Genomic DNA, 12,188 nt, shown 5'->3' with positions numbered 1-12,188 from the left:
GTCAGAAGCATTAATCCCTCTCTTGGAGGGCGCGGGCGGGTCGGACAACTCGCCAAGGGGTGTCGGGGGGGACAGGATAGAATTGGCTTTCGGGTTTGAGAGCCCATCCTTCATGCCTTCCTCCGTGACTCGCGATATCCCCCTCGGCACCGTCCTGAGGGGAACCTACGAAATCGTCGGCGTGCTGGGCCGGGGAGGCATGGGCACCGTCTTCCTGGCCAACCACCTGCGGCTTCCCGGCCGGCAGGTGGCCATCAAGGTGCTGCGCGGCGACGGGGGCCTGGGCAAGGAAGTCTTCGTCCGCTTCCGCCGCGAGGCGGAAATCGCCTCGCGCCTGGGGCATCCGAACATCGTCGAGGTGCTCGACTTCGACAACCTGGAGGACGGCTCTCCGTTCCTCGTCATGGAGTGCCTGCGCGGGCAGCCCCTGTCCCGGCGGCTGCGGCGGGGGGCCGCCCTCACGCTGGAGGAGGTGTTCTCCGTTTCGCGGCAGATGGGCTCGGCGCTGCAGGCGGCCCACCGCGCGGGCATCGTCCACCGGGACCTCAAGCCCGGAAACGTGTTCCTCATGCCCACCGAGATGGGCGGCGTCGTCGTGGAGCACGTGAAGCTGCTCGACTTCGGAATCTCGAAGATCATCGACTCGCAGAGCATCAACACCCAGGGCGGCATCCTGCTGGGCACGCCGCAGTACATGGCGCCCGAGCAGGCCCAGGGGAAGAACCAGGAGGTGGACCCCCGCACGGACATCTTCGCCTTCGGGTGCATGGTGTACGAGATGCTGGCCCGGCGGCTCCCGTTCAAGGACGGGCCGTTGCCGGAGCTCATCTACCGCATCGTCTATGACCCGCCGCAGCCGCTGGCGTCGCTGGTCCCCGGCGTGCCGCCAAACGTGGTGGATGCGATTGAGCGGGCCCTGGAGAAGAAGCCGGAGAACCGCTACCCCGACGTGGGCAGCTTCATCGCCGAGCTGACGGGGAGCCCGCTGCAGACGCTGCCTCCCAGCGCGATTCCGGTGCCCGCCCTGTCGGTCCGTCCGTCCCAGCTCGAGACGGTGGGCGGGAGGCGTGAGCCCCCGGCGGCGAAGGCGCCCCCGTCGAGGGCGGAGACGGTGTCGGAGCGGGGGCAGCTCCAGTCATCCGCGTCGGTGGAGGCCTCGGCGAAGCGGCCCGTCGTCAACGTGCCCCTGCACGAGGTGGTCACCATGACGGTGGATGGGCCGCCGCCGGAGGCCATGGCTCCCCGGCCGGAGCCCGAGCTGCTGGTGACGCCCCCCGGAGGCGCCACGCACGTGGTGCGCCCGGACGTCGGTGTCGCCCAGGGCCCCGCGCCGTTCATCGAGACGAAGCGCTCCGGGAAGCGGTGGTGGGTGGCCGCCGCGGTGCTCGTCCTCGTCGGTGCCGTGTGGCTCGCCATGGGGCTGCGGCCGGGCATCACCGGGCCGAAGCCCGACGCACCCGTCGCGCCAGCAGATGCTCCTCCCGGAATGACGCCGCCCCGCCCCGACGTCGCGAACGTGGGGAGTGTGCCGTCGCAGCCCGCGCCGGCGCGGCCCGAGCAGGTTGGAGCAGCGCCTTCGGCCGACCCGGCCAGTCCCGCGCAGAAGGAGCCCTCGCCGGGTGTCGCGCCTTCGCAGCCGGGGCCGTCCGAGCCGCCCGGCACGGCGCAGGTGAACCCCGCCGAGCCGCCCGGCACGGCGCAGCCGGAGCCGCGACAGACCGGTCCGGTACCGTCGCAGCCGATGGCAGCACTCCCTTCCGTGGACGCAGGTACCACCTCGCCCCCTTCCGGCGCGCCCGGTGTGGCGCCGCCGCCCGGCCCTTCCGTGACAGCGCGCCCGCCGACCCAGAAGCCGAAGAACCCGTCCGCGCCCATTTCCGAAGCGGCGCTGGCGGACCTCATGGCGGCGGAGCGGGCCCTGGCGCGCGGAGACGCGGACGAGGCGCTGCACCTGGTCCGTCGCAGCCAGCGGGTGCAGGTCACCGGCACCTCCCACGCGCTCCTCGTCCGCGCGTACTGCCTCCAGAAGGACCTCTCCAATGCCCGCACCACGTGGCCGCGCGTCCCCGCCTGGGAGCGCACCCGGGTGCGCCAGTACTGCAAGCAGTACGACATCGCGCTCTGAGCGCCGGGCCCGCGCGCCGGGCCCGCGCCGGGCTTCCACTCCGAGGTGAGCTGTCTTGAGAAACCTGCTGGCCATGAGTGTCGTCTTCGCCGTCGCGCTGGGCTGTGCCCGCGGCGCCCGCCCCACCGGCCCGGGCACCCATCCCGTGGCAAAGGGCACCGTCTACTCCGCCCCGAGCGGCGAGTCGGTGAGCGTCGTCCCGCTGCTGCCCCTGGAGGAGCGCAAGTACCTCATCCAGTTCCAGGTCCCCGGCGATGACCACGACGGGAAGGTGCTCCTCCACACCGCCACGGAGGATGGGACGGAGTTCTGGGCGCGCTGGCGCGGCCGGAACCTGCGCCTCTTCCAGGAGCGGAAGAGCTTCCGGAAGAAGACGGGCGACTTCATGGTGTCGTCGCTCCTGAAGGACGACGCCATCCACATGAAGCCCGACGCGGAGCGCACCGCCGCGCTGAAGTCCGAGGACGTCCAGGAGTTGTACCTGCGCCAGTTCGCGGACGGCACGCTCGCCAGGGGCGAGGCCTTCGACAAGGCCTTCTGGTCCAGGGACCATGACCGGCGGCTCGCCGAGGCGCTGAAGGCCCTCAACACGTCATGCGGCTCCTCGGTGGCGGCGGCCATCACCTGGGACGCCGTCCCCCAGAAGCTGCTCGATGACGGAGAGGCCATCGGCGACTACTGCGCCAGGCCGCTCGAGGCGCTCAAGTCGCTGTGCGACGAGTCGGAGGAGGCACGCCGCACCGTGCAGGCGAAGGTGAAGCGCGTGGACTGCCGCGCCGGTGAGCGCTTCTCCGGCCGCGTCGAGGCGGACACGGTGCAGTGGAGCATCGCCCCCGGCGCGGACAGCATGGGCGCCGAGCAGATTGCCCAGTTCTTCATGGACACCCTCTAGGCGGAGCCCGCGCATGTCACCCTCACGAGTCCTCGCCCTGGCGGTGCTCCTTTCCTCCGGCGGGTCCCTGGCCCTCGAGCCACCCTGGGGTCCGGGGCAGAACCTGGGCCAGCGCATGGCCCTCGAGCGCACCTCGCTGTGCACCGACGGCAGCGGCCACTACGTCGCGTCCACGCCCTTCCCGGGGAAGTCCCACGTCCAGCTCTTCTACGGTGACGGGAAGCGCTTCAACGAGATGCCGCTGGCGCCCAACAGCATCTGGATGCCCCCGGGCGCGTTCCTCGATCCACGCTTCGAGAACCCCGAGGCCAACAGCAACGTGAACGACAGTGGCCTCGACCTGCGGCCCTACTCGCGCGTCGTGGTCGACCCGAAGGCGAAGACGTGTGCCGTCACCTGCGGCCGGCGCACCACGCCCTTCTCTCTGGTGGAGCCCGCCCAGGCCCGTGAGCTGCTGCTCAAGGCCGCGTTCGAGCCGAGCCCGCAGAAGTACGAGCCGCATGCCCTGCTGCGGGACACGAAGGGCGCCTACTACCTCGTGGAGAAGAGCACGCCCACGTCTGGACTGAAGGGCTACCGCGTCTCCATCGGCCCTCGCGGCCGGCTCAAGCCGCAGCGGATGCTCAACGTCGTCGAGGACTCGAAGGGCGAAATCTTCTCCACGAAGGGCGGGGATTTGCAGCTCGTGCTGGACCGCGAGCAGCCCTCGTTCTGGATTGTGAAGAAGAAGCGCAGGGAGCTGCGCCCCGTGCCCGTGGAGGAGAACCGCCTGCTCATCTACAACGAGCTGGGCGTCTACACCGGCGCGCGCCTGGGCACGCCCTGCGACGACCTGTAGCCAACCTCCGCACTGTTCGGGCTCGGACCTCACCCGACCTCCTGAGTCCGACCCTGGACACCCCACGTGCGAACCGCTCGGGAGGTTGGTGCATTGCGTCAGTGATGACCTATCCTGATAGAACCGAATAGGATGGTTTACGCAATGTCCACCACCTCGCAGTCCAGGTCGGAGCTGACGCCGGGGGGCCTGCCTCCCGCCTCCGCTGCCGGGGCTCGCGGGGGTGGTGGGGATGCGCCTGTCGTACGGCCGCGCTCCCGGTGGCGAAGGGTCGTCCGGGGCCCGGTCCCAGCCGGGACGGGGGGCCCGGCTGGGACCGGGAACCCCGTCGTGAAGTAACGTCGTCCACTGTCTGTGCCGGGGGGAGGGGAGCTGAGCGATGGTGATGGAGGCACCGGAACCCAGGAAGCTTTGTGCCATCCTGTTCACGGGCATCGAAGGCCCGGGGCGGGACTCGTGGCGCGATGATGCGCTCCAACAACTCTTGCGTGACGAGCACGCCTCGCTGGTGCGCGAGCTGCTGCCGCGCCACGGTGGCCGCGAGGTGAAGCGGCTGGAGGACGGCTTCCTGCTGGAGTTCGAGGGCGGGCTGGCCGCGGTGGACTTCGGCCTGGAATTGCAGCGCACGCTGGCGGCGCGCAACGGCGGCGTCGGGGCCGAGCGGCGCATGGTGCTGCGCGTGGGCGTGCACCTGGGCATGGTGGTGCACCGCGACGGCGACGTGTTCGGCGAGGGCGTCAACCTGGCGGCCCGCATCGAAGCGCTGGCCCGGCCCGGCACGCTCTACGTCAGCGAGACGGTGGCGCGGCAGGTGGAGGGCCGGCTGCCCAGGCCGCCGGTGCGGCTGGGGCGCGGGGAGATGAAGAACATCCGCCTGCCGGTGGCCGTCTACCGCATCGACCCGCCCGAGCGCCGCAACCGGGTGCCGTTGTTGTCACGCATGCGCTCGTTCCTGGGCCGCATGGGGCCGGCGAACTGAAGCTCGCGCGCGCGGGGCCGGACGGCGTTAGGGTGCCGCCATGTCCCAGTCCCACGCCCCGCTCACGCTCGTCGTCGGTACGAAGAACTACTCCTCCTGGTCCCTCCGCCCCTACCTGGCGCTGGCCCACACCGGGCAGCCGTTCCAGGAGGTGGTGATTCATCTCGGGGAGCCGGACTCCACCCAGAAAATCCTCCAGCACTCGCCCAGCGGGCGCGTGCCGTTGTTGAAGCACGGCGAGCTGGCCATCTGGGACTCGCTGGCCATCTGCGAATACCTCGCGGAGACCTTCCCCGAGGCGCGCCTGTGGCCCGAGGACAAGGCGGCCCGCGCGGTGGCGCGCTCCGTGACGGCGGAGATGCACTCGGGCTTCACGGCGCTGCGCAACCACATGAACATGAACATCCGCGCCCGCAAGCCGGGCCAGGGCCGCGCGCCCGGCGTGGCGGAGGACATCACCCGCATCCAGGCCATCTGGAACGAGTGCCGCGCCCGCTTCGGCCAGGGCGGCCCCTTCCTCTTCGGCCGGTTCTCGATTGCGGACGCCTTCTACGCGCCCGTCGTCACCCGCTTCGTGACGTATGACGTGACGCTGGACGCGGTGTGCGCCGCGTACCGCGACGCGGTGCTCGCCCTGCCGGCCTTCCAGAAGTGGGCCGAGGCGGCGCAGCACGACAAGCCGGTGGCGAAGTACGACTGACTTTCAGCCGAGCGAGCCTTCCCGCACGCGTGTGAAGAGCTCGTCGTAGCGGCCCTCCGCGTAGGCGCGCGCCAGCTCCGGGTAGCGGCCCTGGCGCAGCTCGCGGAGGTACGCGTACTTCGCGGCGTGGTAGCCCGCCACGGCCCACGCCAGGCGGGACGCATCGCCTCCGCCGCGCCACAGCGCGCCCTTCAGCACGCAGTCGCGCACCCAGGCCGCCACGCGCTGCACGCCCACGGGCTTGAGCCGCCGGTGCTCGGCATGGGCGCGCAGGGCCCAGAGCAGCGCGTAGCGCTCCTCCTTCGCCGAGCGCCGCGCCACCGACGTGGCGAAACGGTGCTCAATCGGCGCGTGCACCCGGCCGCCCGGCATCTTCGGCAGCGCCTCGTGGACAATCTGCTCCGCCCGCCACACCGCCCTGTCCCGGCGCACCAGTCGCGCGCGCCACTGCGTGCGGAAGAGGAAGCGGTGGCCCTCCAGCTCCGCCCAGTCCCGCCGGGGCAGCCGGTACACGGCCTCGGTGGGGGAGGACGCCTTCCACGCGCGCAGCGTCTCCACCGCCTCCGCCGACAGCGCCTCGTCCGAGTCCAGGAAGAAGACGTAGTCACACGGCTCCAGCGCCGCCACCGCCGCCTCGCGCGCCGCCCCGTAGCCGCGCCACGCATGCGGCACCGAGCGCGCCCCCAGCGAGCGCGCCAGGTCCGCGGAGCCGTCCGTGGCCCCGGAGTCCAGCGCCACCACGTCGTCGCAGAGCGCCAGGAGCCCGCGCAGGCAGGGCTCCAGCGTGTCGCGGTTGTCGCGGTGCAGGACGTAGCCGCCGAGCCTCACAGTCCCAGCCCCTTCAGCTGCGCGTCGAACGCGTCCGCGGTGGTGAAGAGGTGGCCGCGCAGGCCGAGCGCATTGGCCGTGTCCACGAACTCCTGGAGGTCGTCGAAGAAGGCGGCCTCGTGCGGGGCGCAGCCCACGCCCTTCAGCGCGAGCCGGTAGATTTCCGGCTCCGGCTTCACGTGGCCCACCTCGCAGCTCATCACCACGCTGTCGAAGCGCTCGAGCAGCGGCAGCAGGGGCTTGAGGTACGCGGCATGGAGCGCGTTGGTGTTGGAGACGAGCCCCAGCTTCACCCGGCCCACCAGCCCCTCCACGCGCGGCAGCACCGCGGTGTGCAGGGTGAAGTGGCTGCTCCAGAGCGGCGCGAACTCCGCCATGGGGAGGTCCACGCCGAGCGCGCGGCACACGTCCTGGCGGATGCCCTCGGCGTCCAGCAGGCCCCGGTTGGCGGCCGTCCAGCCCGCGCCGGCGAGCCGCTGGCCCACCTCCGGGCCGGAGAGCCCCGCGCGCGCGGCCAGCCGCGCGAAGAGCAACGCGTTGTCATGGAAGACGAGGACGTTGCCCAAATCCAACAGCACCGCCTTCACCGCCGCCATGCAGCCTCCTTCAGATTCGGTAGGCGCGAGCCACGACCTGCATCTGCTCGGACACCTCTCGCAGGAGCGTCGCCGCCTGGGTGGTGGCCGCCAGGCCCTGCTGGGTGTCGTTCATCATCGAGGACAGGTCCGTCACCGCGCCGAAGATTTGGGCGATGCCCGCGTTCTGCTGGGCCACCGCTCCGGCAATCTGCCTCACCGCGGACGCGTTGTCCTGGATGATGGTGGCCAGCTCCTTCAGTCTGTCTCCGCTGCTGCGCACCTGCTCCAGGCCCGCCGCCACGCGGGTGTGGCCCGCCTCCGTCATCCGCGCGGTGGAGAGGATGGCGTTGCCCAGCTCGTTGAGGATGTCGCGCACCCGCACCGTGGAGTCGATGGACTGGTCCGCCAGGCTGCGGATTTCGCGCGCCACCACGCCAAAGCCCTTGCCGTGCTCGCCCGAGCGCGCCGCTTCAATCGCCGCGTTGAGCGCCAGCATGTTGGACTGGTCCGCCAGGTCCTTCACCGTCTGGGTGATTCCGCCAATCTGCCGCGTGCGCTCGTTGAGCTGGGAGATGCGGTCGGTCATCTGCCGGGACTGGTCCAGCAGGGACTGGAAGCCGCCGAGGCTGTCGCGGATGTCCTCCTCGCCCGCCTGGCCCACCTTCTCCGCGCGCACGGCCACCGTCAGCACCGCGTCCGCCTTCTCCGCGGCGAGCAGCGACGTCTGCTTGATTTCCTGCGCCGTCACCTGCGTCTCCTGCAGGGCGGCGGCCTGGCGCGCCACGTTGCGCTCCTGCTGGGCGGCGGCGCTCTGCAATTGCGCCACGGTGTCGCTGAGCACGCGGGTGCCACCGTGCAGGCTGTGCGCCGTGTCTCGCAGCTGCTTCACGAGCTGGCCGAAGGCGTCCGCCAGCTCGCCCACCTCGTCGTCGCCCGCCTTCACGTCGAGGGCCTGGGTGAGGTCGCCCTCGCGGACGATGCGCGTCACCGCCTCGCGCAGGGCCAGCACCGGCCGGGTGACGCCGCGCGCGAGCAGCCACGCGCCCACCACGCCCACCGCCAGGAAGCCGACGGCCATCAGCAGCGCCTCGGTGCGCGCGCGGCTCACCGGCGCGTAGGCCTCGTCCGGGGACACCAGCGCCTCGAAGCGCCAGCCGTCGCCCACGTCCTTCACGTCCGTGCCGTTGACGGCCGAAACGGCCAGCAGCCCCGCGTCCGTGCCGCCTTCCGCGCCGCGCGAGTCGTAGAGCACCGTGTCGTCCGGCTGCCTCAGCACCAGGGCGAAGCTCTTCAAGTCCCGCTGGCCCGCGCGGGTCAGCGAGGGGCGCACCAGCTCGTCCACCTGGGCCCAGTCGAAGGCGGCCATCAGCACGCCCATGCGGTGTTTCGTCGCGGGGTCGACCACGGGCACCGCCAGCGACAGCACGCGCACGCCGAGGATGGGGTCCTCCGTGGTGACGCCCTCGCCGGTGGTGCGGCCCTTGCGCGCCTCGCGGAACCAGGCGCTGCTCCTCACCAGCTCCGGGACGGCCGCGTAGGCTTCGCGCAGCGCCGGCATGCTGGCGGACACGGTGTGGCCCTCGTCGTTGAAGAGGACGATGCCGTTGAGGGTGAGGTAGCGGCGCTGGAGCAGCGTCAGCAGCACGTCCGCGGACCGGGTGTTGCCGGTGCGCAGCGCGGAGCGCACGTCCGAGTCCTCCGCCCAGTTCTGCAGGCTCGACTCGCGCTCGGCGAGCGTCGCCTCCATCAGGTCCTTCACGCCCTCGGCTTCCCGCAGCAGCGACGCGCGAATCTGCTCCTCCAGCATCCGCCGCGCATTGCGCGTCTGGAGCCAGTTGAGCGTCAGCAGCGGAACGACGGACAGCAGGGTGACGTACAGGGTCAGGCGCCCGCGAAGCGAGAGGGTGCCGAGGAGGCGAGGGGACATGTGTCTCGGGGCTCGGGGGACGGGGGCCCTCCGAGGAGGTTGCCCCCGCCCTATACACCAGAGCCGCCCGCGCGAGTGCCTTCCGCGCTCGCCTGCCTAGAGGACAGGCACTCGGTCAGGCAAATCCCTGGCCGGCACGTTGGAGTAGTCCGCGTCCACGTCCAGCAGCACGCGCTGCTTTACGCGCGAGCTCAGCAACCGCCGCACGCGTCCGAGGAAAACGGGAGGCGCCGCGATGACGAGCTTGTCGAAGGCGTGGCGATCATGCCCCTTGTCCAGGTAGTCGGACAGCTCGCGGGCGAAGCGGTCATGCTCCAGCTCCTTGCGGCCGCCGGGCTCGTTCTCCGGGGGCGGGCCGTGGAGCGTGCCCCCGTTCGGGTTGTCCGGCTGATTGAGCAGCTCCAAGGCCTTGGTGCGGCTCTCTTCGTGCTGGAACTCCTCCACCAGTCGCCAGTCCCCCTGCGCCTTCGCGTCCGTCGCGAAGAGCCGCGCGCGGCTCGAGTTCCCCACGAGAATCCAGAGCGTTCCATCCGCCATGTCGTTTCTCTCCTTTAGGAAGGGAGATGAGGACCGGCATGGCGCCCGGCAAGCTTCCGTCACCGAGCCGCGCCCCCGCCGTGCGCAGGGCAGGCGGCCATGTCCCACCCGGGTTGACAGGGGGTGCTCCCGAGACGGCGGCCGTAACGGCCGAGGATCATTCCGTTGTGGGAGGTGACAGGGTAAAACGTTCAGCATGCGTATTCCCGCCGCCTCTTCCGTCGCCCTGCTGGCGCTCGCGCTGTGGGTCCATCCCGCGTGGGCCCAGGCGCAGGGCGGACTGGGCCTGGACCTCAGTAGCGACACCTCGACGCAGGAGCAGCCGGGCGACATGGGGCTGGACCTGCGCGCCGAAGACCCGAAGACGGAGTTGATGCCGCGCTTCGTGCTGCTGGGGCTGGACACGCCCGAGCGGGCCGGCGCGCAGCAGTCGGCCGTCTGGCTGAAGGCCCTGGCACGCGGGGCGATGTCCTCCGGCATGGTGACGCTGGGGGCCAGCCTCCAGGAGGCGCGCGAGCGGCTGGCGGAAGGCTACGACGCGGCGGTGCGCTGCACGGAGGCCACGTGCCTGGCGGAGCCGGCCGAGTCACTGGACGCGGACCTGCTCACCACCGCGCGCCTGTCCCTGGAGGACGCGGGCTGGACGCTGCGGATGTGGACGTATGACCGGGACAAGCGCGTGGTGCACGAGGACGTGGTGACGGGGCGCAACCCGAAGGACGCCGCCTTCCAGAAGGAGTCCACCACCAAGCTGTCCAACCGGATGATGGCGCTGGCCCGGCCGCGCGCGGTGCTGAAGGTGAGCGTCAACGTGACGACGGCGGTGGTGAAGGTGGGCGAGCGCATCCTCGGCGTGGGCGGCGTGGAGGCGCGCCTGCCCCCGGGCACCGCGCAGCTCGAGGTGTCCGCGGACGAGTACAGCACCTTCACCCGGACGCTGAACCTCAAGCCCGGCGCGCGCGAAGAGGTGGAGGTGCAGCTGGAAATCTCCGGCCCGGCGCCGGAAGGGCCCGGTGACGACGCGGTGGCGAAGGCCTCCGGCCGCGGCGGCGGTGTCCCGGCCATCTTCAAGCGGCCGGCGCTCTACACCGCGCTGGTGGGCCTGGCGGCGGTGGGCGTGGGCATGGTGATGGGCAAGAGCGCCCAGGACGTGGAGGCCCGTGCGACCGACGCGGACGGGGACGGCATCTACGACTTGAGCCGCAAGGAGCGGCTGGACGCGCAGGCGCAGGCCAACCTCGCCACGGCGCTCATCGCCGGAGGCGGCGTGGTGGCCGCCGGCAGCGTGGTGTGGCTGGTGGTGGTGCCCGCGCGCGGTGCCTCTTCTTCTACCTCGCTGGAGCCGGGCGGGCGCGGCGGTGCCTCGTCCTCCACGGCGCTCCACCTCGTCGTCGGCGGGAGCTTCTGAGCCTCTTATGAAGACCTTCAATCCCTGGCTGCGCGCGCTCTGCGCCCTGCTGCTCCTGTCCGGTGCGGCGGGCTGCAAGGTGGAGTTCCCCAACGACGTGCCCTACACCTGCGACGCGGACGCGGACTGTGGCGGCGACGGCTACCTGTGCGCGGCGCTGCCCAACGACGGGGCGAAGTACTGCTGCCTCCCGGAAGAGGCCGAGCGCTGCAACAACGTGGACGACGACTGCGATGGCGCGGTCGATGAATTGGACACGCCCTGCTACACGGGCCCGGCGGGCACCGGCGGCGTGGGGCTGTGCAAGACCGGCCAGTCCGTGTGCGACCGCAACAGCGCCATCGTCTGCATCAATCAGGTGCTCCCGCGCACCGAGACGTGCAACGGCAAGGACGACGACTGCGACAACAGCATCGACGAGGACTTCGACCTGCAGACGGACCCCGGCCACTGCGGCCGGTGCGACGTGGTCTGCACCTCCCTGCAGAGCTGCGTGAAGGGGGAGTGCGTCCGGCGCACGGAGCTGGACTGCGGCAACGGCGTGGACGACAACAACGACGGCCCGGCTGACTGCGCGGACCGCGACGACTGCGACAACCAGGCGTGCGGCGAGGGCTGCGTGTGCCGCAACGGCCGGAGGACCGAGGCCAACTGCGGCGCCGGTGGCGACGAGGACGGCGACGGGTTCACCGACTGCGCGGACCGCGACGACTGCGACAACAAGTCGTGCGGCACCGGCTGCGCGTGCGTGAATGGCCGCAAGGAGGAGACGGAGTGCAGCAATCAGACCGCGCAGAGCACTCCCATCGACGATGACGGCGACGGCTCCGCCAACTGCCTGGACTCGGACTGTGACGGGCTGTCGTGCGGCGCCGGGAAGATCTGCCGGGTCAATGCGTGCGTCGAGGGTGACTGCACCAACGGCGTGGACGACGACGGGAAGAATGGCATCGACTGCGCGGACACCGTGTCCTGCACCGGCGAGGCCTGCGGCCAGGGCTGCACATGTGGCGGCGGCAATCGGACGGAGACGGACTGCGCCGACGGCCTCAGCAACGACGGCGACCCGGAAATCGACTGCGCGGACCTCGCCGACTGCGACGGCCAGGTGTGTGGCACCGGGTGCGTCTGCGGCTCCGGCATCAAGAAGGAGACAATCTGCAACGACCGCGTCGACAACGACAACAACAACGGCGCTGACTGCGCGGACAGCGCGGACTGCCCGCAGGGCACCTCCTGCACGCGCAACAACGGCACGGCGGGCACCTGCCAGGCCAACAAGACGTGTGGGTGATCGCCTGACCCGCGGCGGGGTCCTCCCCCGAGTCCCCGCCGCGCACCCCCGCCATCCACCCTGCTTCGACTCCCGAGCCCCC

The 12,188-nt window shown here is 71.2% G+C and carries 11 protein-coding genes; 7 read left to right on the top strand and 4 right to left on the bottom strand.

Annotated elements, in window-relative coordinates; all coding sequences use genetic code 11:
• Positions 1-112 precede the first annotated feature (112 nt).
• From OV427_RS14870 to OV427_RS14850, 5 genes are all read left to right on the top strand, one after another.
• The gene (locus OV427_RS14870) at positions 113-2,125 is read left to right on the top strand and encodes a serine/threonine-protein kinase (RefSeq protein WP_267856764.1); all 2,013 of its coding nucleotides are present in this window, start codon (positions 113-115) and stop codon (positions 2,123-2,125) included.
• Between the two features lie 73 nt (positions 2,126-2,198).
• A complete protein-coding gene (locus OV427_RS14865; protein WP_267856763.1) occupies positions 2,199-3,017 on the top strand; it encodes a hypothetical protein in 819 nt (272 codons plus the stop codon).
• 13 nt (positions 3,018-3,030) lie between these two features.
• The gene (locus OV427_RS14860; RefSeq protein WP_267856762.1) at positions 3,031-3,855 is read left to right on the top strand and encodes a hypothetical protein; all 825 of its coding nucleotides are present in this window, start codon (positions 3,031-3,033) and stop codon (positions 3,853-3,855) included.
• Between the two features lie 379 nt (positions 3,856-4,234).
• Complete coding sequence (locus OV427_RS14855; RefSeq protein ID WP_267856761.1) at positions 4,235-4,834, top strand: adenylate/guanylate cyclase domain-containing protein; 600 nt, start codon at positions 4,235-4,237, stop codon at positions 4,832-4,834.
• Positions 4,835-4,874: 40 nt separating this feature from the next.
• A complete protein-coding gene (locus OV427_RS14850; protein ID WP_267856760.1) occupies positions 4,875-5,534 on the top strand; it encodes a glutathione S-transferase family protein in 660 nt (219 codons plus the stop codon).
• Between the two features lie 3 nt (positions 5,535-5,537).
• Here the strand turns inward: OV427_RS14850 and OV427_RS14845 are convergent, their stop codons facing one another.
• From OV427_RS14845 to OV427_RS14830, 4 genes are all read right to left on the bottom strand, one after another.
• Entirely contained in the window at positions 5,538-6,362 is an 825-nt protein-coding gene (locus OV427_RS14845) for a glycosyltransferase (RefSeq protein WP_267856759.1), read from the bottom strand.
• Positions 6,359-6,958 carry an HAD family hydrolase gene (locus OV427_RS14840; RefSeq protein ID WP_267856758.1) on the bottom strand — a complete coding sequence of 200 codons (600 nt, stop codon included), beginning with the start codon at positions 6,956-6,958 and terminating at the stop codon, positions 6,359-6,361. Before OV427_RS14840 ends, OV427_RS14845 begins: the two co-directional genes overlap by 4 nt.
• A 10-nt stretch (positions 6,959-6,968) precedes the next feature.
• The gene (locus OV427_RS14835; protein ID WP_267856757.1) at positions 6,969-8,867 is read right to left on the bottom strand and encodes a methyl-accepting chemotaxis protein; all 1,899 of its coding nucleotides are present in this window, start codon (positions 8,865-8,867) and stop codon (positions 6,969-6,971) included.
• A gap of 96 nt (positions 8,868-8,963) precedes the next feature.
• Positions 8,964-9,404 carry a host attachment protein gene (locus OV427_RS14830; protein ID WP_267856756.1) on the bottom strand — a complete coding sequence of 147 codons (441 nt, stop codon included), beginning with the start codon at positions 9,402-9,404 and terminating at the stop codon, positions 8,964-8,966.
• Positions 9,405-9,600: 196 nt separating this feature from the next.
• Between OV427_RS14830 and OV427_RS14825 the strand changes: the two genes are divergently transcribed.
• Both OV427_RS14825 and OV427_RS14820 read left to right on the top strand, forming a co-directional pair.
• Positions 9,601-10,812 (top strand): hypothetical protein, encoded by a 1,212-nt coding sequence (locus OV427_RS14825; protein WP_267856755.1) that lies wholly within the window; start codon positions 9,601-9,603, stop codon positions 10,810-10,812.
• A gap of 7 nt (positions 10,813-10,819) precedes the next feature.
• A complete protein-coding gene (locus OV427_RS14820; RefSeq protein ID WP_267856754.1) occupies positions 10,820-12,106 on the top strand; it encodes a MopE-related protein in 1,287 nt (428 codons plus the stop codon).
• The last annotated feature ends 82 nt before the right edge of the window (positions 12,107-12,188 follow it).

This window comes from Pyxidicoccus sp. MSG2 (genome assembly GCF_026626705.1).
Lineage (GTDB): Bacteria > Myxococcota > Myxococcia > Myxococcales > Myxococcaceae > Myxococcus.
This window is presented reverse-complemented; position numbering and strand designations above follow the sequence as displayed.